The sequence below is a fragment of the Microcystis sp. M109S1 genome (assembly GCF_020247025.1).
Taxonomy (GTDB): Bacteria; Cyanobacteriota; Cyanobacteriia; order Cyanobacteriales; family Microcystaceae; genus Microcystis.
Genome location: NZ_JADBRW010000112.1, coordinates 1 through 24,550, shown reverse-complemented (window position 1 = coordinate 24,550; position 24,550 = coordinate 1). Strand labels below are relative to the sequence as shown.

Below are 24,550 nucleotides of genomic sequence, written 5' to 3'. Positions count from 1 at the left end.
TTAATTGAGGGAATGAATACCAAAATAAAGCTTATTAAAAGAATAAGTTATGGATTTACCAATTTTGAACATCTTCGACTTAAGCTGTTTGCTTGCTTTAATTCATAACAAAAATTAACACACGAAAACCAGAAGAGCCCTATCTGGACGGAAATCTTCGCGTAAAACTGAACCAAATAATGCCAATTCGGTGACTTGCCACTTTTGACAAAATCCTTTAATTTGTTCCATTGGTAGATTTATTTTTTTGTTCATTAGATTAGTTTTACCCCTAAGCTTTCTAGTTGTTGGGTTATCCAAGCGGTTGCCGTTTCTTCATCGGTTTCTCTCGCTTTTTCTACTCCAATTTTAGCAATTTCTAAGAGTTGAGTTAAAAGGGCGATTGATGATTTTAATGAGTCCGAATCAGTTAGAATTAGCAGTTTATGATGCTGAGGATGCGTTTTTAAGGGTCAATCGTCTAGGTTTCTCCTTAGTTCGGTTTTGGGGTGATGGGATTCATGAGCGCTTAATGAAGAATTTGAATGAATTTTTATGATGAGGTATCGTCATTGTTATCAGTTTTTTTACTTCGTAAATCTACCCATAGATGTCTTAAATTAAATGGACTAGGTGGCAAATCAGGACGTTCTAGTTGATGGTCAAGACGACTCACATCATTTTGCCATCCTTCCGGCGATAAAGTTAACTCTATAATGGTTAGTTGTGAACAATGCTCATTAACTTCATTTAAAATTTCGTTTAATTCCATATTTTGAATATAACCAATCATTGCTCCCGAACTGACGGATTTTCCATAACCCCATTCAACTAATATAAATCTGTTAATCCCATTTAGAATATAATTTTTGTTAAGTATCCATTGAGAACTTGATGGAGAACCGAGTCTTTTAGCCTCTAAAGTGTAAAATTTATCCATTCTTTCAGGATTTGTTTCGTTAGTAAGCTAAACGGCGCTTAACCTGCATGATCCAATAGCTATAACCCTTTTGGAGTCTATATCGGTGATCCGAAGTAAAAGCCGTTTAGCTTATCACAGATTCCCCATTGAAAATCAGGTCGTTTATATTCTCGTTTAGCTCGAATGCTATCATCAGCATCAGGTTGATTATTGGCTTCATACATACAAGGCCATGCTATTCCTTGATTAGAAATAGTTAATTGTTGGTTGGCATAACGGACAAAAAAGCATAGTTTTCGATTAAGTTCATCTTCACTTTGGGGTAATTCTTGGTTCTTTTGAAGCATTTCTAAAGCAAGCCTAAAAGTAGCTAAAACTCTCTTTTCATGATTACCCCATATATCTTTTTTTAATAAACTTGGTTTTGTCATAGGTTTAGATCCTTTCTTGAGATTCTTGTAAGTTAATAATTTGAAGCATTGTTGCCTCCGCATCCTCACGCGCCATGCTACGAGTCCAGAATCTTCGTTCATTACGCTTAATAATAATGATTTCTGTATCAGAAACCGAACGAACTAAACCATCAAGATAAATTTGATGGCTATTATAGGGAACTAATAAACCATTTTCTTGTTTTCCCAATTGCTCAAGAATCTTTATCCATTGTTGTTGATCTGATTGGGAGACAGGTTGAGGTTTTTCTCCATACTCTTGTGTAGAGAAAATAACGGCTAACATAGGATTTTCTAACCCCAGAAATTGAGGGCGAATAATCTGCCAACTGAATTCACCATCAGGTTCTAATTCTCGATTCCAAATATCTAAAAAGGCTTGTAAATAACCTTCTAATCCTTTTTGAGTTTGACGGTTTTTATTAATATCGTTGAGAAGTCCTTGATTTTGTTGAGGATAGCTTTCAACAGGTTTTACTGCTTTACTGTTGATATGATTATAGTAAAACTCTATCCCAACATCACACATATCACGAATGAGATCCCGTTCAGCAATGGTGAGATCATAGACATCAAATATTGCCTCATCTAATTGATATTCTAATTCAGTGAGTTGTGCTTCTATTTTTTCTGGAGTTTTTCCTTCAGGATGTTCAATACTATACTTTATAGGATTACAATTCTGTAATTGCTCAACAATATCGATAACTTTTTCCCGAATAACTTGATCCTTTGGAAAAATAATCGGCAAACTTAAATATTCATCCTTATAAATTCCATCATGCCATATTCCCCATTTGCTAGAAGTCAGAAAAAAGTAATAACGAGATAATGAAGACCATAAAGTTCCTAATACAATTTTATATTTCCATTCTTCAGCATCATGTAACTTGATACAATTTACTGAATTTGTAAAACTGAAGTTTTCTGATTCCAATCGAGCAATAATTTCTCCTTTTTTTCTAGATACCTGACTAATACCATGTTTAATAAGTAACCGAATACCTTGATATAAAGTTGGTTTTCTTGGTCGAGTTACTTGTTTAGGTGGTCTTTGAAACCAAGAAGAAGAAATTAAACCATATCTTTCAAATTTATCTGTGGGAAGTAATCTCGGTAACTGGCAATCTTTTTGATCCTTTCTCCCTTCTGAAAATCCTTGACCACTATTCCTAGAGTCATGTAATTCTTTTAAAGTTTGCGATAATTGTATCCCTTTAATTAAGCCAGCATCTTGATGATTTCCCCAATAATAAATTTTCCATAAATAATCATTATAAAATAGTTCACTTTGTCTGATACCATGACGATCCATAACACTCAAAATAACAGCTGGCATATTTTTAATCATAGCTGTTTTTTTAGCAGACCAATAAGTGACAACTTGATCTTTTAAGGTTAACTCTGTCTGATTGACTTTCTGAAAAATAATTGAAGCAAAAGGAGAAATTGAAGCACTAGATTGGTTTTTATTACCAGATTTAAAGAAAATATCACGAACATGAGCAAAATTGACAACTTCTTTTAATAAGACACTGTTTAACCATTTTTGTCTAAATTCTTTGCTTTTATCATGGGTCTTAAAGAAAATACCTGTTGATACCACTAATGCTGACCATCCATTATCTTTTAAAAAATCAAATACTCTCCAGATAAACGCTTGAGAACGTTCTTTATCTCCAACTGGATAATCACGTTCTTGACACCATTGTAAAGCGATATTTAATTCCTGTGTGCTTTTTCTATCGGTCGTTTTAGGAGATCCCCAAGGAGGATTACCGACAACAACATCAGCACATTGACTGCTAAAATTCCTAGATAATGTCACATCTTCTGAGTTAGAAAATTCTTGAAAAGCATTATCGCAGACTAAATTATTAAAGTGATTATCCTCAGATAACCCATTCGGTTGATAAATTAAAAATGGTAATTTTTCACCTCGTTTAATTTGTAATAAAATGTCTGGAGGCTCTTGATAATTTAATAAAGCAAGATATAGACTAAATGCAGTAATTCTGATAGCTTCTGAATTAATTTCTATCCCAGCTATCTGATTTTTTAAGATTTCTCTTAACTCTTGCCAACTTAATCGCTGTCCCTGATTTTGATAGACTCGATGTCTCACAATTCTCCGAAATGCTTCCACTAAAAAGATTCCTGAACCACAACAAGGATCAAGAATACGGGGATGAGTTGTCAAACAATCTGACGTTAAAACTTTAGACAAGACAAATTCTACTAATGAACTCGGTGTATAATGCGTCCCATTATCAATATTTTCTGTATTTGACTCATGATAAAATTCTTCATAAATACTACTAATTAAAGAAATAGGAATTATATCAAATTTATAAGCCCAGAAAAATAATTTTTTTTGTGGATCAATATTTCCCTGTAAAAATTCTTGTAAGAGAGATAAATGCCGTTGCTCAACAGATTCCGCTTCTTGTTCATCAGAAGGGAACATATCTCCGTTAAAATCTTGACTCAACCGATTAAATAAAGCATAGGTAAAACTTTTATCACTTAATATTTTGATATAATGTTGTTTAGCTTCAGTTTCCATATTTAACTGATCGTCAGGAGCATTAAGTAAGGCTTTCCATGTTGCATTGTTTTGTGCTATTGCTTCAAAATACTCTTGAGTTAAAATTCCTCTATCTTCCAAATAGCGAATAAAAATTGATCTACCAATTAAAGCATGAGCATATTTACGTTTATTTTCGCTTAATCCTCCACTAATTAAGGCTAAACGAACTGTTTTTAAATCTTTGATCAGTGATTGATCAGCACGTTGATTAGATGTTTCAAAACGCTCATCCTCAAAAAGCTTCCCTGATTCAATTTGTTCCCGTCTGTATTGATAAAGTTTTGAAGTTACTTCAAGTATGTTTTGGGCAACTTCTAACGGTCTATTATTTTTCTTCCAATCTTCTATACTTCTAGCAGGTGGTTTGGTTAGATCGTAAATAGCTAGTTCACCTTCTTTCGCTAAAAATAGGTAACTTGGTCTAGCCATACACCATATTTTATTAAAGATTTGCCGTACTTTTTCATCTTCTTGAGTATCACATTTAGCAAAAATAATCACAGGATTATTTTTGACAAAAAAAACTTTTTCTGCTTCAACTTGCTTGGCTAATTCTAACCAATCTCCTTTTTCTATCCACTCTTCTAAAGTTATTTCTGACAATGACACTTTTGAACTCACTAAGTCGCCTTGACTAAAATCGAGTTCATCATAAGCATATTCTAACAATTCATAAGCAGAATTAGCTGTCATCATCTTGAGTAAATCACTGGTAATAGTTGATTGTGTTGGTTAGAGTCACACAACCTAATCTTTGGTTTTTTTGAACTATTTTTAATAGTATGACTGATAGGAAGCGTAACTGTCAAGTAAATAGACAAGCCGCCATTATGTCAATTTTTTAATAATTTGCCTCTAGCACTGAAAGTGAGCAAACAGCGATCGCCTTTGGCGCGGCTTTGCCGTTCGCCTTTGGCGCGGCTTTGCCGTGGCAATTGTCCGTGACTCAATATCTGTAATAATCTAATACAGCCCTTGTAAACCTTCTTTAAGCTCTGGGTTTTCGTCTTGATCGAGATGCACAAAATCGCCCTTAGATGAGAATTAGTTTACAAAAATTTACATTTGGAGATAAGGAGCAATGAGTCAAGTTTCCGGTACAGATGTTCCCGATTTGGGTCGTCGTCAATTTATGAACCTGTTGACCTTTGGTACAATTACCGGAGTAGCAGCGGGCGCTTTGTATCCGATTGTTAAGTATTTTATTCCCCCCTCGGCCGGTGGTACGGGTGGCGGTGTCACCGCTAAAGATGCCCTAGGCAATGATGTGATTGTCAGTCAATTTCTGGCCAGCCATAACGCTGGCGATCGCACCTTAGCCCAAGGTTTAAAAGGCGACCCCACCTATTTAGTCGTCCAAGAAGACAAAACCCTAGCCAACTACGGAATTAACGCCGTCTGTACCCACTTAGGTTGTGTGGTGCCATGGAATGCCAGCGAAGAAAAATTCATGTGTCCTTGCCACGGTTCCCAGTACAATGCCGAAGGAAAAGTAGTTCGCGGTCCAGCGCCTCTATCCTTAGCCCTCGCCCATGCCAACGTCACCGATAATGATAAAGTCGTTTTCTCCACTTGGACGGAAACCGACTTCCGCAATGGCGAAGAACCCTGGTGGTCCTAGATTATTCAATGTGACGAGATTTTGGAATTTTTAACCGATAGAGATGAGAACATTCAACTTTTTAAGTTTCCCGCAAGTCCACAGACAGGCCCTAGTGAAAGCTGTCCTCGTGGCGATCGCTACCGTTTCCCTACTCCTAACCAGCGATGTCATTAACCCCCAATCTGCCCAAGCATATCCTTTTTGGGCGCAACAAACCGCCCCGGAAACCCCCAGAGAAGCAACCGGTCGGATTGTTTGCGCTAACTGCCATTTAGCCCAAAAACCCGCCGAAATTGAAATCCCTCACTCGGTATTACCCGATAGCGTCTTTGAAGCAGTAGTAAAAATCCCCTACGATCCCGCCAGTCAACAGGTGTTAGGAGACGGATCGAAGGGGGGTTTAAACGTGGGTGCAGTCTTAATGCTACCGGATGGTTTTAAAATCGCGCCCCCCGATCGCATTCCCGAAGAAATGCAGGAAAAACTCGGTGGAGTCTATTTCCAATCCTACAAAGAAGGTCAAGATAACGTGGTTATCGTCGGCCCTTTACCCGGTGATCAATACAAAGAAATCGTTTTCCCCGTCCTGGCCCCCGATCCTAGCCAAAATAAGAGTATTCACTTCGGTAAATATGCTGTGCATTTAGGGGCCAATCGTGGTCGCGGTCAAGTGTACCCCACCGGTGAACCTAGCAATAATAACGCCTTCAAAGCTTCTACCGCAGGTACAATTAGCCAGATCAGCAAAACCGAAGCCGGTGGTTATGAAGTCACCATCACTTCCCAAGCAGGCCCCGTGGTGGAAAATATTCCCGCAGGTCCTGAGTTAATCGTCTCGGAAGGTCAAGCGATCGAAGTGGGACAATTTTTAACCAGTAACCCCAATGTCGGCGGTTTTGGTCAAAAAGATACGGAAGTTGTCCTGCAAAATCCCGGCCGGATCAAAGGATTAGTTTTATTCCTCGGTGGCATTATGTTATGCCAAATCCTCTTAGTTATTAAGAAAAAACAAGTGGAACAAGTACAAGCGGCCGAAATGAATTTCTAATCGCAATATTTCGGTTATTTTTGCTAGAAAGCGGGTTATTTGCCCGCTTTTTAGCTTTGAGTCAGGAAAATGCTCACCGCTCACTGCCGTCTGATACAATCGGTTCAACTTAACCGATAAGTGTAAATTTTTATGAATCAGTCGCTTGTTCCAGTCATTCTCGCCGGTGGTAAAGGGGAACGTTTTTGGCCCCTCAGTCGTCTAGCGCGTCCGAAACAGTTTCTCTGTCTTGATGGTAGTGGTCGCAGTCTTTTACAAGCAACGGCCGATCGTCTATTATCTTTAGGGGCAGGTTGGGAAAATCTCTGGGTAATTACCGCTAGTGCGATCGCTGATGGTGTCCGCGAACAACTGCCCGATTTACCGGAGAGTAACCTATTAGTGGAACCGGTGGGCAAGGATACGGCCCCAGCTGTGACTTGGGCCACCTTAGAAGTGACAAAACGTTATGGTAAGGAAGTGGTGATCGGTTTTTTTCCTGCCGATCATTATATTGGTGATCAAGAGGCTTATATTAACACTTTAAAAGCGGCCGTAGAAGTGGCCGTCAGCCAAAAAGCGATCGTTACTTTAGGGATTAAACCCGATTATCCCTCCACCGGTTACGGTTATATCGAACAGGGAGAAAATCAGGGCGAATTTAATGGCCTACCCGTCTATAAAGTGAGTCGTTTTACGGAAAAACCCGATCGCACCACGGCCGAAAAATTCCTGGAAACGGGACTTTTTAGCTGGAATAGCGGAATGTTTATCTTTCAGGGACAAGTGGTTTTAGAGGAGCTAAAAACCCACGCTAATAATATTTTACAACCTCTGATCGATCGGGGTATCGCTGCCTATGAGGATTTAGAGAAAAAAAGTATTGATTATGCTTTGATGGAAAAAACCCAACTCGCTTACGTTTTACCCGCTAATTTCGGTTGGGATGATCTGGGAGATTGGAATTCCCTGGAAAGATTATTAGAAGCAAAGGGCAAAAATATTGAACTGGCCAATCATGTCGGTTTGGATACGGAGGGGGCTATTATCTATGCTAGTGATCGGGAAGAAGCGATCGTTACTATTGGTTTAAAAGATCTGGTAATTGTTCGCGACGGGAAAGCGACTCTCGTTGTCCACAAAGATCGTACCCAAGATATTAAACAAGTTCTCAAGCAATTACAAACCGATCCCAAATTAGAGAAATTGTTATAGTATCGATAAGTACCTAAGCAAAATTAATTACACATCTAAGCCATCAGCTTTTTCAGTAATCAGTGATCAGTAACCGGTAATCAGTGAAAAGACAGTAGGAAACTTTTAAGTAGATGGGTGGAATTAAATATAAGATGAACGTAGGTTGGGTTGAAGTATGAAACCCAACGTCTGCATGGGTTACGAAGTGCGCTAACCCATCCTACAAATAATTGTGCCTCCCTACTTATTTAATACTGCTCACTTAAAACTCAAATCTGATAACTTACCCACTGATAACTGATAACTGATCACTGATAACTGATAACTTACCCACTGATAACTGATCACTGATCACTGATAACTGATAATACCGTGTTCTCACTCCCCCAAACCAGTCAAAGACAAAAAGAAATCCTTGAGATAGTTCTCGGCAACGGTTGGGACTATATGCGCGGGGTTTTAACCTTAGGAAAAACAGAAAATCCCCAGATTCCCACCCCAGAAGTTCTCAAAAAAATCCTCGTGGAATTGGGTCCTTTTTATGTCAAATTGGGACAGTTGCTTAGTACCCGTCCCGATCTGCTACCTGCTAATTATATCGAGGCTTTAACTGCCCTACAAGCGCAAGTTCCTCCCGTTGCTTGGACAGATATAGAAATAGTCATCACTGAACAGTTAGCAAAACCGATCGAACAGGTATTTAAGTATATTAATCCCCAACCGATCGCCGCGGGATCGATCGGGCAAATTCATCGGGCAACTTTATTATCTGGGGAGGAAGTAGCGATTAAAGTCTTGCGTCCGGGGATCGAAAAAATTGTCGCCCAAGATAGTGCCTTAATTAAGGGAATTGCTGATTTAGTTGCCCTCACAGAATTTGGTCAAAGTTACGACGTTGTTAACTTAGCAGAGGAGTTTATTAAAGCAGTCAATGCGGAATTAGATTTCACCCAAGAAGGTCATTATACTGACCAATTACGCTATAATTTAACCCAGAGTCGGTGGTCAGAACCCAAACAGTTAGTTATTCCTAAAATTTATTGGCACTTAACTAATTCTCGGCTATTAGTGTTAGAATGGTTGGAAGGAAAACAAATTTTAGAGGCTGATGTTTCTAGACCAGCAACTGAGCAAGCAATTTCCCAAAGAAAAAGCGAAATAACTAGAATTTTGTTTCGGTCATTTTTTCAACAAATTTATATTGATGGCTTCTTTCATGCCGATCCTCACCCGGGTAATATCTTCTATCTTGACGATGGTAGAGTGGCTTTAATTGACTGTGGTATGGTGGGCAGATTAGACCCGCAAACTCAACAAATTTTAACAGAATTGTTATTGGCAATTGTTGACTTAGATGCCAAAAGATGCAGTCAACTAACTATTAAACTATCCGAGTCAGTGGTGCCGATTACTTTAGTACAATTAGAGGTGGATTATGAGCGGATGTTGCGAAAATACTATAACCTCAATTTAAATCAAATTAACTTTAGTGAGGTGGTTTATGAACTTTTGCAAATTGCCCGTCGCAATAGAATTAAACTTCCGGGTAATTTAGGTTTATTTGCCAAAAGTCTCGCTAATCTAGAAGGAACTGCCCGAAAATTTAATCCTGATATTAATATCCTAGAAGAAGTCAAACCGCTATTAACTAATATTCTTGAACAACAGTTAATCGGTAGCACTCCCCTACAAACTGCCCTAAGAACAGTTTTAGACTTGAAATCTTTTTCCCTGAAATCTCCCCGTCAAATCGAAGTTTTACTAGATGGTTTAACCTCGGAAACTTTAAATGTTAATCTGAAAATTCGCGACCTAGATAATCTCCGTCGCAGTTTAGATAATTCCGCCAATCGACTAGCTTTTAGTGTGATTATTGGTTCCTTAATTATCGGGGCCGCCATTGTCACAGCCAGCGCCCAATCTCGGCAATTAACTATTATTAGTACCGTATTATTTGCTACAGCTAGTTTAATCGGTTTATGGTTAGTTGTCGGTATCCTGCGATCGGGGAGATTGCGCTAGAAATTATCGCGATTAAATTAAGATTTGTTGTTGTAAAAATTTCGCCCACTGACTAGCCAATTCAACTTCAGTAAAGGGAATTTTTTCAGGCGATCGCTCCTTAAAAATAAATTCTAGGAAAGGAGAACCTTGGGGGGGAATATCATCTAAATCCACCACTTGATTATTAACTAACAGACGGATTTCTTTGACCTCCTCTAGGGAAAAAGTTTGTAAATTTATGACTCCCTTACGAGTTGGCTTTCCCCAAGTGATAATTTTATCTTTTTGACCTAAGACAGAATATATATCATACTTAGCTCGCTCGAAGTTTTCCGCCCATGATCGATAGATTTCCACTTTTTGGTATTCATTCCAACCACTCCAAGCCAACCAAATAAATAGAATTAATAAAGGTGTCCACAATAACCCGCGTTCCATAAACTATCGCCCCAAAATTCTGGTCAATTAATCCTATTTTATGCTAAGTGGGTGGGTGGAATTAAATATAAGATGAACGTAGGTTGGGTTGAAGCATGAAACCCAACGCCCGATTATGTTACGAAGTGCGCTAACCCATCCTACAAATAATTGTGCCTCCCTACTTAATTGGCAGCAAGGGATTATACTAGGGTTTGCGGCAAAAAGTTTTTCCTGGGGGTTGGGGTGTGGGGAAGGAAACCTCTTTCATCTGCGGTGGTGAAAATTTTTTCATCGGGACTGACTTGCTGATTCGGAAAAAAAAGGGCAGACAAAAGCCTCCCCTAGTATTAATGATTGGTCAATCAAACCTTAGACATCGTAGTAGAGAGAGAACTCGTAGGGGTGAGGACGTAAGCGCATCGGGTTAACTTCGTTATCGAGCTTGTAGGTGATCCAGTTGTGGATAAAGTCTTCGGTAAAGACACCAGAATCGGTCAAGAAAGCGTGATCTTTTTCGAGACTTTCCAGAGCTGCTTCCAGAGAACCGGGGGTAGAGGGTATTTTTGACAATTCTTCGGGACTGAGTTCGTAGATATCCACATCGAGAGGTTCCCCTGGTTCGATTTGATTTTTAATCCCATCGATACCAGCACAAAGCATAGCTGCAAAAGCGAGGTAGGGGTTAGAAGTCGCGTCAGGACAACGGAATTCTAAACGTTTGGCTTTCGGGTTGCTTCCCGATAAAGGAATCCGAATCGAAGCGGAGCGATTACCTTGGGAGTAGGCCAGGTTTACAGGGGCCTCAAAACCGGGGACGAGACGCTTGTAAGAGTTGGTGGTGGGGTTAGTTAAAGCTAAGAGAGCGGGAGCGTGTCTAAGCAAACCACCGATATAGTACAGTGCCATTTGGCTAAGTCCGGCGTATTTATCCCCGGCGAACAGGGGTTGACCATCTTTCCAGATAGACTGGTGAACGTGCATCCCGGAACCGTTATCACCAAAGATGGGTTTGGGCATAAAGGTGACGGTTTTGCCGTATTTCTTCGCCACGTTCTTAATGCAGTATTTGTAGGTCATCAAGTAGTCGGCGGCCCGTACTAGGGTAGAGAATTTAATCCCTAGCTCGTTTTGACCACCAGTAGCGACTTCATGGTGATGTTTTTCGATGGGAACTCCGCAGTCGGCCATGGTTAAGAGCATTTCCGTGCGAATATCTTGAGAGGTATCGGTGGGACTAACGGGGAAATAACCCTGTTTGTAGGCGGGTTTATAGGCAAGATTTCCCTCTTTTTCGTCTTTACCGCTATTCCAACGACCTTCGACACTATCCATGTAGTAATAGCCGGCGTTGGCGGTTTGGTCGAAACGAGCGCTATCAAAGAGGAAAAATTCCGCTTCCGGTCCAAAAAATGCGGTATCACCTAAACCGGTACTGCTAAGATAATCGATCGCTTTCTGAGCAATAGAGCGAGGATCGCGGCTATACCATTCACCGGTTCTCGGTTCTTTGATGCTACAGATCATGCTTAGGGTAGGTTCCTTGTAGAAGGGATCGATCCAAGCAGTGGTGGGATCGGGAACCATGGCCATATCGGATTCGTTAATTGCTTTCCAACCGCGAATACTGGAACCATCGAAGGCAACACCATCGCTGAAAGAGCTTTCATCGATTTGGTCGTAGTAGAACGAGCAATGTTGCCAGATACCCGGCATATCAATAAATTTCAGGTCGATAATCTTAATATTGTTGTCCTGAATCATTTTCAAGACTTCTTGTGGCGTTTCGGGCATGGAAAACTCCTTTGACTTATGGATCGGTTCTTAAGCTTCTCAAAAAATCCATCCTAAACAGTCACTTTGGCCGGTTTTGTATTTTTCGATACAAAATCTTTAATCCTAGCTTGAAAAAATCTGTAATTTCCTTGTTCAGGTCGGTAATTGCTCAGAATGGCGATTTGCCTATCAGCTTCTAGCTCCTCTTGCCACACCTCAAGCACGTTCACTTCTGCAAACATTTGCCGTCTAAGCTAAGACGCATTTTAACCGCCTATACTTAGGGTCTGCGGCAAAAAGTTTTTCGGTGGGGGTTGGGTGTGGGGTGTGGGGTGTGGGGTGTGGGGTTTTACCAGTTTTGAGGTGGCCAATTACCTAGCTGCAATTTTTGTCAATTGTTTTTGATCTAGAGCGAACTAATTAATTAAATCTTTTGCCAGATAAGGATTTAGTCGATTTATGCAACCCTATTGAACCATACCAAGTAACGAAGATCCAGAAATTATAACTTTCTTTATCCTCAATTATAACAGTAATTTCTGGATTATTTAATAGGATTAATTCTCCTGCGTACAGACCTTTGCCTCCCTTTCAATCAGGAGCGCAGAACCATTCGCTAAAACCTGGTCGAGTATTGGCTTTTTTTCCTTACTAGATATTTTGGCATTAGCGGGCTATTTCACCTGAAAATATAGACCATTTTCTTGATTACAAAGTAAGAAAAAAACTCTAATAGCAAATCTGTTTTTAATAGTATGATTAACTTCCAATCGAACTTTAAAAACCCGCTCTCCACTTCCCACTTCCTATTCCCCGCTCTCTTGCCCAAATACTCACCTCGCCTACCTCAACTCTGGCCAGTTAATGCCATTATACACCTAACCAGACATTTTAGCCTGAAATTCTGAAATATAATGTTTGCTTAACCTGGAACGATCAAAGCGTTAGATTAGAAAGAGTCCTTTTTTTAGAGATATTTAAACCTGATGGTCTGGCCTTTTAAACCGAAAACCCGCAAACAAATCGCTCGAATAGAAATTACAGGTGCAATTGCCTCCGATACCCGCAAAAGAGTCTTAAAAGCCCTAGAAATCGTCAAAGAAAGGCAATATCCCGCCCTACTTCTCCGCATTGACTCCCCCGGGGGAACCGTGGGGGATTCCCAAGAAATTTATGAAGCATTGAAGCGGTTACAAAAAAACACGAAAATAATCGCTAGTTTTGGCAATATTTCCGCCTCTGGCGGCGTTTATATCGCTATGGGGGCCAATTATATTATGGCTAACCCCGGCACGATTACTGGCTCGATCGGTGTTATCCTGAGAGGGAACAATCTGGAAAGATTGTTGGATAAGGTGGGAGTTTCGTTTAAAGTGATTAAATCTGGCCCTTATAAAGATATTCTCTCCTTCGATCGAGAATTAACTGATGAAGAAGAAAGAATTCTCCAGGATATGATCGATACCAGTTATCAGCAATTTCTGCAAACCGTCGCCAGCGCTAGAAATTTAGATGTCAATCAGGTGAAAAGTTTTGCCGATGGGCGCATTTTTACCGGTCAACAGGCTTTAGAATTAGGAGTGGTCGATCGCTTGGGAACCGAGGAAGATGCCCGACTTTGGGCGCTAGAATTGGCAGGATTACCCCCAGATAAAACTAAATGTCAGACTATCGAAGAACCGAAACCCCTCCTCAGTCGTCTGACGGGCAATCGTTCCCAAATACCCCTAGGATTACAAAAAACCCTACAGCGTCTAGAATTTGAATTGGAAGTTAACGGACAACTATTGTGGTTATACCGACCCTGATGGCTGGATTAAAGTCGAGAAAAAGGGCGCGTTAACCCCTAAAATTGACTCATCAGGATTAGCGGAGGATGACAATCGTGCAGTGGAAGATTCGAGCCATTCGGGGAGCAACAACAGTAACAGCTAATACTATTGAAGCTATACGAGAAGCAGTGACAGAACTCCTCGAAGCGATCGAAATCCACAATAGTCTCGATCCCGATGATATTGTTAGTATTATCTTTACGGCAACTCAGGATTTAGACGCGATTTTCCCCGCTGCTATCGCTCGCGAACGTCCCCATTGGCAAAATGTCCCCCTCCTCGATGTGCAACAGATGCACGTCGCTGGGAGTCTGGAAAAGTGTATTCGGGTAATTCTCCACGTTAATACTCCCAAACTGCAAAGCGAAATGCAGCACGTCTATCTGCAAGGGGCGAAAAATCTTCGCCCCGATTGGCAGATTTCTCCAGTCACTATTAATCGCTAAAATCTTCGATAACCTGTTCCCGCATTTTCTATTAAGTTTATTGATTTCTCCCTCAGGGAAAAACTGGCCGCAAAAATCATTAAATTTACCTTTGGGGCCCGGAAAAATTAGCCCTCAACCCCAACTTTTTTAACTGACTAAATCCCCATTTCCGACAGCCAACTCAAAATTAATTGATTAACTTTTTCGGGATGTTCATCGTGGGGACAGTGACCGGCTTTGGCAATCGGATAAAATTGGGTATTATTTCCCATTTTAGCTCTTTCTTGGTAAATTACCGAACCGGCGATCGGTGTCCAAGGGTCATCCTCTCCCCAGAGTACCAATAAAGGGCGATCGATTTGCGGTAATAATTCCTGGGGAGAAGGTCCGGGGGGTGCCGTCAACACCGATGCAAACACTCCCCACGCACCCGCATCACAGGAGGGTTGATAGAGAATTTCGACTAATTCCTCGGTAATCGCGGTATGATCCCGATAAACCTGTTTTAAGGTGTTCCGGATGCGATTTTTCTGCCTTACCTGTTCAAAAATAAACTTTCCTGTCACGGGAGAACTAACTAAACCGGTAAAGGCAGCCATGATTAAACGCAGCGGCAAATTTAATTCTTCGGGACGATGGTTTAATCCTCCGGCACAGTTAATAATTACTCCTCCAGCAGTGATTTCGGGAGATTCTGTCATCAGCATTAAGGTAATCAGTCCCCCGATGGAATTACCGATAAATACCGCCGGTTTTGCCATTTTTTCTCGCCAAAAGTCTTGTATTTGCCGCAGCCAAAGGTTGAGACTATAATCTAAAGCGGGCTTATCTGTACCCCCAAATCCCAAAAGATCTAGGGCATAGACTTGATAGCCATTTTCCGCTAAAACGGGGATATTTTTGCGCCAATGACCGATAGATGCCCCAAAACCGTGAATTAATACTAGGGGTTGTCCTTCTCCCCGCACAGTGTAGGGGATGGTGTGACCTTGCCATGTCCAAGACAATTGCTCTAAGCTAGTCCCAGTGATCGGAGATTGTAGTGCCATTGTATGAAGTTTTATTAAGTGATAGGTAAATTATAGAGTAAAAATCAGTCGAGAATTTATGCCACAACGCCAGACTTTTACCAATAACTCGATGGAAATTTCCTATTTACAATGGAGCGATCGAGGTATGCCTCTATTATTATTGCACGGCATGGCGGATCATGCTTTGGTTTGGTCAAGTTTGGGCGATTATTTAAGCTCAAATTATCAAGTTATTGCCCCAGATTTGCGGGGACATGGGGAAAGCGGTAAACCGGCAACCGGTTATCACTTTCAGGATTATATCGGCGATTTAAGGGCTTTAATTAATCATTTAGGTTGGACGCAAGCACATATTTTAGGTCATTCTTGGAGTGCTAAAATAGCGGCAATTTGGGCAACTCAACAGCCGGAAGTATTTAAGAGTTTAATTTTAGTCGATCCCTTTTTTATCGATAAAATGCCTAGTTGGATTAGGATAACTTTTCCAATTCTCTATCAAGTTTTGCCCTTTTTAAAGATTACTCGCTCCTTTGATAGTTATCAGAGCATAGAAGCGATCGCTCGTCAATTAAAACAATATAAAGGTTGGTCAAATCTACAGCAAGAGGTGTTTAAAAATGCCATCGAACAAAAAGCTGATGGCAGTTGGAGCAGTAAATTTACTTTATCGGCACGCGGGGAAATTTTTGAGGATGTCATGGGGTTTGCCGGATTAACTAAAACTTTAGATATTCCCAGTTTATTAATCCTTCCCCAGCAGGGATTAAATCGCACTGCTTGGCAAATTCAATCCTATAAAAAGTATTTAACTTCTCTAGAGATTAAAAAGATACCGGGTAATCATTGGGCATTTTTAGGGGAACCTGAAATTTTTAATCAAGCGGTGGCCGAGTTTTTATCCGTTCGGGAAATTGTCTGATTAGCGGAGAGAACGAATCTGCAATTGGTAATAATCCTCGTCTAAACCTTGATTCTGCTTGTTATTAACCGAATTAAGCTGTTTTTGCAGTGCTAAAATGCGATCGCCTGTAGCAGGATGGGTGCTGAGAATTGTCGGGGTAGAACCCCCCTGTTGTGCTAATTTTCCCATCAAGGAGATCATCGCCGTGGGTGCATAACCAGCCTCAACTAGATTGTTTAAACCCAGTCGGTCCGCTTCTAATTCATCCTTGCGACTATTGGGCAGATTATAGGCGAGATTGACTCCCAATTGTACCCAAGTTTTTGTGTCTAATCCCGCCGCGCTGAGAAGTCCTTGGGCGAGGGCAGTATTGCGTAATTGGGTGATAGAATGACGACCGACGATATGGCCGATTTCATGGGCAATGACGCTGGCTAATTCTGCCTCATTATCAGCAGTTTTAATCAATCCCGTGTGTAAATAGACAAATCCGCCCATGGTTGCGAAGGCGTTAATGCTATTGTCGCGCACCACTTGAAAAGTGTAGGGAATCTCAGGGTGATCGCTAGTTGCCGCTAATCGCTGGCCGATTTCTTGGACATATTGGTTAATTCTGGCATCTTTGGCCAGTTTTATTTTACCTGATTCTAATAAACCCTGATTAATCTGCCTACCGAGGGCAACTTCCTGCTGAGGAGAAATAGTGGCGAGTTGAATAACCTGCACACCGCGAAAAAGTAAATCCATCCACGAGCGTGCGAAACTAGCTTGGGGATTGACAATCCCGATACTCAGGGTGAGCAGCAGAGAAATTATTGTTAATAGCCAAAAACGGTAGAAAATAGGGCGCATAGACGATTCGATCCCATAAAAACCTCATTCCCATTCTAGACAGTCCCTATCACCCTTTGCCTGCTACTGTCCCCGATTGGTTTGATAGACGTAAAAGTTAAATAAATCGAATAAACTGCCAACAAAAGCAAAGGTGACAGCGATGGTTAACATTCCTTGTAGGGGATAACCGCCGCCGAAAATGGTTAAAAATTGCAGGATTTGGCTAAAACCGGTCTGACAAACCCAAGTAAAGCCGGGGACATGACTGGTGGCCAATAAAGCAGTTAAAATAGAACCCACCAAGAGGACGGGAGCAACAAAACTTAATAGGGTGGAAAATAGCAGGGAACGGAGCAAAGTAAGCATGGGTGCTGATCTCCAGAGAATTAGGGGGCGATCGAACGGGAATAGGAATCTATGCTCGCTCCCCTCTAGGATATACGTTCATCTCGGCTAGGGGCGGTTTTTTAAAAAATCTTAAAATATCATTAAGATTCTTGGTTAATAACGATTAAGTGGTACACAAAAGTCAACCCGATAATTGCTGGGTCAGCCTTTTTCAGTGATCAGTAAACAGTAAACAGTAAACAGTGAGGGGTGGGGAAGTGGGGACGTGGGGACGTGGGGACGTGGGGACGTGGGGACGTGGGGACGTGGGGAAGTGGGAAGAATAAATAAAAATAATCTCCCGTCTCCTGTCTCCTGTCTCGGCTCTTCTCGACTTTGTGTGATAATTTTTGCTTATGGAATCGTGAAATGCTTATCGAGCAAGACTTTTAGGGCTATTTTGCGGATATTCTATCAGTATAGACCTCGTTTTCACACAGAAACCAGAAGAGCCCTGTCTCCCGTCTCCCGTCTCCTGTCTTCTGTCTCCTGTCTCCTGTCTCCTGTCTCCTGATAACTGATAACTGATAACTGATAACTGATAACTGGAACTACCTGAAGCATTGATCCCCGTGGTGTGGTACTGTCAATTCAGTGTATTTATCGGCACTGGCTTAAGATTTGTCGCTATTGTCCTCCCCTTCTCCCGTCGCTGTTTTTGAGGCTTTCTATGACCGACATTCCTTTCACCCTAGACCAACTGAGAATTCTCAAAGCGATCGCTGCCGAAGGAAGCTTTAAGCGGGCGGCAGATACCCTGTATGTATCTCAACCGGCGGTCAGTCTTCAGGTACAAAACCTCGAAAAACAGCTAAATGTGCCGTTATTTGACCGGGGCGGTCGGAAAGCCCAATTAACGGAAGCGGGATACCTACTCTTAAGCTACGGCGAAAAAATTATCACTCTCTGTCAAGAAACCTGTCGGGCGATCGAAGATCTACAAAATCTGCAAGGGGGAACCCTGATCGTCGGCGCTTCCCAAACCACGGGAACCTATCTTCTTCCCCGCATGATCGGGCTTTTTCGGCAAAAATACCCAGAAGTATCCGTACAGCTACAAGTTCATTCCACCCGTCGCACCTCTTGGAGCGTTGCTAACGGTCAAGTGGATTTAGCCATTATCGGGGGGGAAGTTCCCGCCGAATTACAAGAAACCCTGCGGATTATCCCCTACGCAGAAGATGAACTGGCTTTAGTCCTGCCTATTTTTCATCCTCTGTCTAAGGTAGAAATGATTCAAAAAGAGGATTTATATCGACTAAAATTTATCACCCTCGATTCCCAATCGACGATTCGCAAAGTTATCGACAAGGTTTTAACTCGTTGCGAGATCGATACCAAACGCTTAAAAGTGGAGATGGAACTTAACTCGATCGAGGCGATTAAAAATGCCGTACAATCCGGTTTAGGGGCGGCTTTTGTCTCGGTGACAGCGATCGAAAAAGAACTACAAATGGGAGTTATCCACGCTACCAGAATTAAAGATGTGGAAGTACGACGCACTTTGTCGGTAATTATTAACCCGAATCGCTATCGCTCGAAAGCTGCCGAGGCTTTTACCCTAGAAATACTACCCCAATTCTCCACCTATCCCGAATATCTGGCTGACGACCACAACTTTGAACCGATTCCTAACTCGCAACCCGCCGAAATTATTAGTAAATAAGTCGCTCGAGATGGGCAAAATCTCCCTCGGAACATTTAAGCTATCTCTTGGGAAAATTACTGGCCCGATAAATTACTTTTTTATCGACTTTAATCCAATGGAGACTCTCTAAACGACTTCTAAGATTAGTAATAGTTACTCCCAACTCGTCGGCGATCGCATACAGATGTCCCCATTTCGTCAAGTCACGTCCCTAGGATTAGCTTTTGCTTTATCAAAACGGGAAGTTATCTTGATAACTTCCCAAGTGTCTGAACAAATAGGTGTTCCTCGTCCCTTACGCTTAAAAGTTCATGAATTAGGAGAACAAGTAAATTTAAAACAGTTAGTTGACACTACGTTGAAATTAACTTTACTTCACTATGGTTCTCTCAAAGACCCCCGTTTACCTATCCCTTTGTATGGAGCGGATGCTATTGCTCATCGACGCTTACAAGGAATTTGTCCTAGTTTATTAGAAGATGATTGTCAATTCTGGCTTTAGAGAGGAAAATTATGGATAATTCTCATAGCAATCTACACCATCTAGAAGAATTAGTCAGTGATTTATCTAACCAAATTAGTTTACTGACGGCATAAAATCGAGCAATTAAAGAAAGATTAGCCTATCTTGAATGGGACTTGCATCGAGAAAATGGATGTTTACAAGCCGAAAATTTATCTCTAGGTTAAATTGCACAGCTTGTTTTCCCGGTAGATCAAGCTTTAGATTTTTTTCTTATTTCCTTGAGCGAAAAATGTCTATCATCAAAGGCGATATTATCCCGCCAATTTATGTTGCCAGCGATCGGTCAAAATCATCCCCAATCTGGTAATTATGCCCCCCTAGATAGCCATCTCTGGGCCGATGCCACCTATCCCCTCGGAGCGCATTATCGGGGCGATAGTGTCACCTTTGCCGTCTATTCTAAAAATGCCAGTCAGATTCTTCTGGAAATCTACGATCGCCCGACGGGAGAAAACGCTAAGTATGATTACTGGTTGACAAAAAACCCAAATGATGATATATGGCGGGCAAAAATCGCCGGTATTCCCCCGGGCAGTTACTACGCTTTTCGCTGTTGGGGTTCCAATTGGCAATTTGATCAAAAATGGCAAAGAGGTCACAGTAACGCTGGTTTTCGGGCAGATGTGGACGATTTCGGCCATCGTTTTAACCCCAATAAAGTCCTCTTCGATCCCTACACGCGAGAACTTTCCCACGACCTTGAAACCCCGGCCATGATTGCGGCCCGAGAAAATGCGGGAATGTATGCCACGGGAGAAGGGGACTACAAAGGAGTGATCCGGCGGCAATACGATACGGGCAAATGGTCGCCCAAAGGCATTGTTATCGCCCCGGATGGGACTTCTACCGGGATTCGTCCCCGTCTGGGTGCCGAAAAAGCGATCATTTATGAGGCCCATGTGCGCGGTTTAAGCAATCACCCCTCCGCTAGTCGTTTAGAAGATATTCTCAAGGGAATTACGGGTTTTGAGGAAGTGGCTAACGTTCCCGACCAGTACAGGGGAACTTATGCGGGAGCCGGCTATATGGCCAAATACCTGAAAGCGCTAGGATTTACCACCATCGAACTCTTACCCGTCCAAGAAACCGCTAACGATAATAACCCCGACGATCGCCCCGGTGGTAACTATTGGGGTTACATGACCTTTGGTTATTTCGCCCCCGATCGCCGTTATGCTTATGATCGCTCCCCCGGTGGACCCACCAGAGAATTTAAGGCCATGGTCAAAGCTTTCCACGACCAAGGTATGGAAGTTTATCTCGATGTGGTCTATAATCACACGGGAGAAGGGGGCAATTGGGGCAGCAACGATGTCACCGGATTTGTTAGTTTTGGTGGTTTTGATGTGGTGGAATACTATCAACTCACCGATGAACATTATCTAGTCGATGGGGCCACCGGCTGCGGAAATCAATTAAACTTTTCCCATATTGTCACCTGTAATCTGGTTCTTGATTCCCTCACCTATTGGTTAGAAACCATGGGAGTTGATGGTTTTCGTTTTGATCTGGCCACCGTCCTCGGTCGAACTCCTTCTAGTCATGAACGGGAAGATTGGGGCAAACAAAAACAATTCTTTCCTAAACATCCTTTGTTAGAAAAGATCGAGAAATTAGGCAAGAAATACGATGCGGAAATGATCGCCGAAGCTTGGGATATCTGGGGTTACGAAGTGGGGAATTTCCCAACGGGTTGGGGAGAATGGAATGGCCGTTATCGCGATGCAATCCGGCGTTTTTTAAAGGGAAATAGTAATACTTTTCAATTCATCGAACAGGTGAACGGAGATTATCACAATTTTAACGACCAAGGCGGACCACAAAAATCGATCAGTTTTATTGTTGCCCACGATGGTTTTACCCTGATGGATTTGGTCAGTTATAACAATAAAAATAACCTCAATCCCTGGCCTTTTGGTCCTTCTGATGGCGGCAATAATAATAACGATTCTTGGGATTCTGGCGGTAATCAGGCCTTACGTCGCCAAAGATTACGCAACTTTTGGACGATGCAATTTTTATCTCGCGGTGTGCCGATGACTGTCTGGGGTGATGAATTTGGCCGCACTCAAAATGGTAATAATAATCCCTACAATATTGATAGTGTGGCCACTTGGAATAATTATGATATGATCGCCACCCGTTCACCCCATCTACTGCCCACGGGTTATCGGGAAGCTTATCATAATAATTTTGGCACGGGAACTAATCAAGAAGAACGCAATCCTTTATTTATTTTTGCCGCTTATATTGCTCACTTAAGAAACAATCATATAGCACTCAAACAGCACCGCTACGGCGATATGGTTCTCGATGCGGGCAATAGTGTCACCTATTTATTTAAAAAACCCGATGGGGTTAGCGATTTAACTGCCCATGATCGCTCTATTTGGTTTTTAATTGATGGTAGTGCCGTCGGTGATCACGATTTTTTGGTGTTAATTAATATGTATTATCTGCCGGTGGATTTTCGCGTTCCCTCACCACCCGATAATTATCGTTGGCTAAGAATTATTGACACGGCAGCTTGGGCAGAAACCGATTATAATTGTTGGTCTGTGGATCAAGGGACAGTAATTGCCGATCGCTATAAAGTCAATGGTTTTTCGATCGTGGTTTTGGAGGAGGTTAACTAAACTACCCACAGCGATATCGGGGGTAATTTGGGGACAGATCGGGCAGCCCACTAACATTGAGATCGAGATCGATTCTCAGCTGATTTCTGCTATATTTTTGGCAACAGAGAAATATCAACCCCAGCTGCATCTCAGTTTTGCCACCCGCACTTAGCCCAAAATTGCCGTTAAATGTCTAAAACTAAAAGTAGTGTCATTATCCTAACCATAATTTGTATTATCGCCACGGCGATCGGAGTTTATCTAATCGGTGGTATCGACTCCCAACAATTACAGATCTGGTTAAAACAAATGGGAATTATGGCCCCCATTTTGTATATTATTCTCTACACGATCGGGACAATTTTAATTCTGCCTTCTACCCCCTTAAACCTCAGTGGTGGGGCTATCTTTGGGGTAGTTATGGGAACAGTTTGGACAACGATCGCCGCTTTGGTGGCCGCTATAGTTGCCTTTGCTTTTACCCGTACTATTGGCCGGGAATATACCGCCAAAAAATTTCAGGGAAAATGGCAAGCGATCGATGCAGAAATGCAGCAAGGAGGACTATTTTATATGTTTGCTATCCGTCTATTACCGATTATTCCCTACGGTATCGTTAACTTTGTTGCCGGATTAACTTCTATCCGTTTTCGCGATTATTTCATCGGTACTTTATTAGGCACTGTCCCCGGAATTTTACCCTTTGTCATGATGGGTGCGGGTTTAAAATCTTTAGGAAAAGGCGATATATTGCCCCTGATGGTGGCTTTTACCCTCATTGCTCTGTTAGTAGGTGTGGGAACTTGGTATCGTCGTCGTCGACAATTTCCCTTTCAGTGATCAGTTATCAGTTATCAGTTATCAGATTGGAGTTTTAAGTAGATAGTGTTAAGTGAAAACTTTGGCACTTTATTTTCACTGATCACCGGTTACTGGTTACTGTTCACCGATCACTGATCACTGATTCAAGCCTGACAACGATAAAATTAAGTTAGATTAGGAATATCCCGACTGAATCCTCATTGCTAAGGAGATAGCGTATCGATGCCTGCCGCAGATTATAAAGATTATTATGCCGTTCTGGGAGTAGGTAAAACTGCCAGCGCTGAAGAAATTAAAAAAGCTTTTCGTAAATTAGCCGTCAAATATCATCCCGATCGCAATCCTAACGATAAAAGCGCCGAAGAACGTTTTAAAGAAATTAGTGAAGCTTACGAAGTCCTCTCCGATAGCGAAAAACGCCAAAAATACGATCAATTTGGACAATATTGGCAACAGGCCGGGCGATCGAATTGGCCCGGTGGTAATCCGGGGGGTGACTTTGGTTCGGATGGTTTTGACTTTAGCCAGTACAGCACCTTTGATGATTTTATCAATGAACTGCTCGGTCGCATGGGTCGCTCCGGCGGTACTCGCCCAGGTTCCCATTCCTACGGGACTCCGGGGGGAGGATTTGGCGATTTTAGCAATTTTAACGACTTTGCCGGCGCTCGTACTCCACCGCAATCTGTCACTTCTGGTATCTCCACCGCTAAACTGCGTCTGACTTTTGCGGAAGCTTTACGAGGAGTACAAAAACGGGTTAATTTAGCCGGAGAAATGATCGATATCAAAATCCCCCCAGGAACTAAAACCGGCAATCGTCTCCGGGTACGGGGTAAAGGACTAATCGATCCCTTAAGTAAACAACGGGGAGATCTATTTCTCGATGTGCAATTAGAACCCCATCCTTTCTTTACTTTTGAAGGCGATAATTTAACCTGTGAAGTCCCGATTACTCCCGATGAGGCGGTTTTAGGCACAGCGATCGAAGTTCCTACCCCCGATGGCATGGTGACGGTAAAAATTCCCGCCGGTATTCGTTCCGGTCAATCCCTGCGCTTACGCGGCAAAGGTTGGATCGATAATAAAGGACAACGCGGCGATCAATTAGTCAAAATTGTCATCGATACTCCCAAACAGTTAACGGCGATCGAACGGGAATTATACGAGAAAATTAAATCTCAGCGTACCACCGATCCCCGTCGTCATCTCAGACAGGTGCAAATTTAGTCCCTATATCTTAATAGTGAGGTACGAAGTCTTCGTTTTGGGGAGTCAGGAGACAGGCTCAGATTAGCCTATACTTCATCTTTATGAGAAACGCTATATGAGTTATCAGTGGTTAGTTAGGGTCTGCTGAAAAAGTTTTTCGGTGGGGGTTGGGGGTTGGGGGTTGGGGGGTTGGGGTGTGGGGTGTGGGGGTTGGGGTGTGGGGTTTTACCCATTTTCAGGTGGTCAATTACCTAATTTTCAGGGAAAAAGTCCCTGAATTTTCCCCCCAATCACTCCAAGGGTCGGCACTTTTTGAGGGAAAAAAAGTCTAAAAACCTTGTTGG

General features: G+C 42.0%; 21 protein-coding genes and 3 pseudogenes. 13 read left to right on the top strand and 11 right to left on the bottom strand.

Features of this window, described 5'->3' with window-relative positions; genetic code table 11:
- The coding region (locus IM322_RS05400; protein WP_287672724.1) for a transposase at window positions 1–108 on the top strand (108 nt) is incomplete at its 5' end.
- Between the two features lie 12 nt (window positions 109–120).
- Here IM322_RS05400 and IM322_RS05395 read toward each other — a convergent pair.
- The 4 genes and pseudogenes from IM322_RS05395 to IM322_RS05380 all read right to left on the bottom strand — a co-directional run.
- Window positions 121–231 (bottom strand): annotated as a pseudogene (locus tag IM322_RS05395) (nucleotidyltransferase domain-containing protein); the annotation flags it as partial.
- Window positions 232–532: 301 nt separating this feature from the next.
- Window positions 533–919, bottom strand: coding sequence for a hypothetical protein (locus tag IM322_RS05390; protein ID WP_287676409.1), 387 nt, complete (start codon window positions 917–919; stop codon window positions 533–535).
- A 77-nt stretch (window positions 920–996) separates the two neighbouring features.
- Window positions 997–1,332 (bottom strand): hypothetical protein, encoded by a 336-nt coding sequence (locus IM322_RS05385; RefSeq protein ID WP_287676410.1) that lies wholly within the window; start codon window positions 1,330–1,332, stop codon window positions 997–999.
- A 4-nt stretch (window positions 1,333–1,336) separates the two neighbouring features.
- Window positions 1,337–4,636 carry an HsdM family class I SAM-dependent methyltransferase gene (locus IM322_RS05380; protein ID WP_287676412.1) on the bottom strand — a complete coding sequence of 1,100 codons (3,300 nt, stop codon included), beginning with the start codon at window positions 4,634–4,636 and terminating at the stop codon, window positions 1,337–1,339.
- 388 nt (window positions 4,637–5,024) lie between these two features.
- Here IM322_RS05380 and petC point away from each other — a divergent pair, with 388 nt between their 5' ends.
- From petC to IM322_RS05360, 4 genes are all read left to right on the top strand, one after another.
- The gene (petC, locus tag IM322_RS05375; RefSeq protein ID WP_287676414.1) at window positions 5,025–5,564 is read left to right on the top strand and encodes a cytochrome b6-f complex iron-sulfur subunit; all 540 of its coding nucleotides are present in this window, start codon (window positions 5,025–5,027) and stop codon (window positions 5,562–5,564) included.
- A 43-nt stretch (window positions 5,565–5,607) separates the two neighbouring features.
- Window positions 5,608–6,594: a cytochrome f gene (gene petA / locus IM322_RS05370; RefSeq protein WP_286826838.1), complete on the top strand. Its 987-nt coding sequence runs from the start codon at window positions 5,608–5,610 to the stop codon at window positions 6,592–6,594.
- Between the two features lie 132 nt (window positions 6,595–6,726).
- Window positions 6,727–7,788 (top strand): mannose-1-phosphate guanylyltransferase, encoded by a 1,062-nt coding sequence (locus IM322_RS05365; protein ID WP_286826840.1) that lies wholly within the window; start codon window positions 6,727–6,729, stop codon window positions 7,786–7,788.
- Between the two features lie 354 nt (window positions 7,789–8,142).
- On the top strand, window positions 8,143–9,792 hold the full coding sequence (locus IM322_RS05360; RefSeq protein ID WP_287676416.1) for an ABC1 kinase family protein: 1,650 nt from the start codon (window positions 8,143–8,145) through the stop codon (window positions 9,790–9,792).
- Window positions 9,793–9,804: 12 nt separating this feature from the next.
- On the opposite strand, the gene IM322_RS05355 is transcribed toward IM322_RS05360, so the two are convergent.
- The 3 genes from IM322_RS05355 to IM322_RS05345 form a co-directional block, all read right to left on the bottom strand.
- On the bottom strand, window positions 9,805–10,212 hold the full coding sequence (locus tag IM322_RS05355) for a hypothetical protein (RefSeq protein WP_287676417.1): 408 nt from the start codon (window positions 10,210–10,212) through the stop codon (window positions 9,805–9,807).
- A 351-nt stretch (window positions 10,213–10,563) separates the two neighbouring features.
- On the bottom strand, window positions 10,564–11,985 hold the full coding sequence (gene glnA / locus IM322_RS05350; RefSeq protein WP_287676419.1) for a type I glutamate--ammonia ligase: 1,422 nt from the start codon (window positions 11,983–11,985) through the stop codon (window positions 10,564–10,566).
- Between the two features lie 53 nt (window positions 11,986–12,038).
- A complete protein-coding gene (locus tag IM322_RS05345) occupies window positions 12,039–12,209 on the bottom strand; it encodes a hypothetical protein (protein WP_287079299.1) in 171 nt (56 codons plus the stop codon).
- A gap of 744 nt (window positions 12,210–12,953) precedes the next feature.
- Between IM322_RS05345 and sppA the strand changes: the two genes are divergently transcribed.
- Together sppA and aroH are read left to right on the top strand one after the other, a co-directional pair.
- A complete protein-coding gene (gene sppA, locus IM322_RS05340; protein ID WP_287676420.1) occupies window positions 12,954–13,775 on the top strand; it encodes a signal peptide peptidase SppA in 822 nt (273 codons plus the stop codon).
- Between the two features lie 68 nt (window positions 13,776–13,843).
- Window positions 13,844–14,245 carry a chorismate mutase gene (gene aroH, locus IM322_RS05335; protein WP_190723652.1) on the top strand — a complete coding sequence of 134 codons (402 nt, stop codon included), beginning with the start codon at window positions 13,844–13,846 and terminating at the stop codon, window positions 14,243–14,245.
- A 137-nt stretch (window positions 14,246–14,382) separates the two neighbouring features.
- Here aroH and IM322_RS05330 read toward each other — a convergent pair whose 3' ends face one another.
- On the bottom strand, window positions 14,383–15,276 hold the full coding sequence (locus IM322_RS05330; RefSeq protein ID WP_287676421.1) for an alpha/beta fold hydrolase: 894 nt from the start codon (window positions 15,274–15,276) through the stop codon (window positions 14,383–14,385).
- A 58-nt stretch (window positions 15,277–15,334) separates the two neighbouring features.
- Here IM322_RS05330 and IM322_RS05325 point away from each other — a divergent pair, with 58 nt between their 5' ends.
- A complete protein-coding gene (locus IM322_RS05325) occupies window positions 15,335–16,177 on the top strand; it encodes an alpha/beta fold hydrolase (protein ID WP_286826847.1) in 843 nt (280 codons plus the stop codon).
- On the opposite strand, the gene IM322_RS05320 is transcribed toward IM322_RS05325, so the two are convergent.
- Both IM322_RS05320 and IM322_RS05315 read right to left on the bottom strand, forming a co-directional pair.
- Window positions 16,178–17,011: a M48 family metallopeptidase gene (locus IM322_RS05320; RefSeq protein ID WP_287676422.1), complete on the bottom strand. Its 834-nt coding sequence runs from the start codon at window positions 17,009–17,011 to the stop codon at window positions 16,178–16,180. It lies immediately after the preceding gene.
- 63 nt (window positions 17,012–17,074) lie between these two features.
- Window positions 17,075–17,359, bottom strand: a complete 285-nt coding sequence (locus IM322_RS05315; RefSeq protein ID WP_287079042.1) for a hypothetical protein — start codon at window positions 17,357–17,359, stop codon at window positions 17,075–17,077.
- A 691-nt stretch (window positions 17,360–18,050) separates the two neighbouring features.
- On the opposite strand from IM322_RS05315, the gene IM322_RS05310 reads away from it, so the two are divergent.
- Window positions 18,051–19,046 (top strand): LysR family transcriptional regulator, encoded by a 996-nt coding sequence (locus tag IM322_RS05310; protein ID WP_002798348.1) that lies wholly within the window; start codon window positions 18,051–18,053, stop codon window positions 19,044–19,046.
- A gap of 40 nt (window positions 19,047–19,086) precedes the next feature.
- On the opposite strand, the pseudogene IM322_RS05305 reads toward IM322_RS05310, so the two are convergent.
- A pseudogene (locus tag IM322_RS05305) lies at window positions 19,087–19,239 on the bottom strand (ImmA/IrrE family metallo-endopeptidase); the annotation flags it as partial.
- Between IM322_RS05305 and IM322_RS05300 the strand changes: the two are divergent.
- The 4 genes and pseudogenes from IM322_RS05300 to IM322_RS05285 form a co-directional block, all read left to right on the top strand.
- Window positions 19,237–19,530, top strand: a pseudogene (locus tag IM322_RS05300) (Piwi domain-containing protein); the annotation flags it as partial. The pseudogenes IM322_RS05305 and IM322_RS05300 sit on opposite strands and share 3 nt — an antisense overlap.
- A 290-nt stretch (window positions 19,531–19,820) precedes the next feature.
- Window positions 19,821–22,190 (top strand): glycogen debranching protein, encoded by a 2,370-nt coding sequence (locus tag IM322_RS05295; protein WP_287676424.1) that lies wholly within the window; start codon window positions 19,821–19,823, stop codon window positions 22,188–22,190.
- Between the two features lie 171 nt (window positions 22,191–22,361).
- Complete coding sequence (locus IM322_RS05290) at window positions 22,362–23,012, top strand: TVP38/TMEM64 family protein (protein WP_149974560.1); 651 nt, start codon at window positions 22,362–22,364, stop codon at window positions 23,010–23,012.
- Between the two features lie 204 nt (window positions 23,013–23,216).
- Window positions 23,217–24,224 carry a DnaJ C-terminal domain-containing protein gene (locus IM322_RS05285; protein ID WP_287676425.1) on the top strand — a complete coding sequence of 336 codons (1,008 nt, stop codon included), beginning with the start codon at window positions 23,217–23,219 and terminating at the stop codon, window positions 24,222–24,224.
- Window positions 24,225–24,550: the final 326 nt, after the last annotated feature.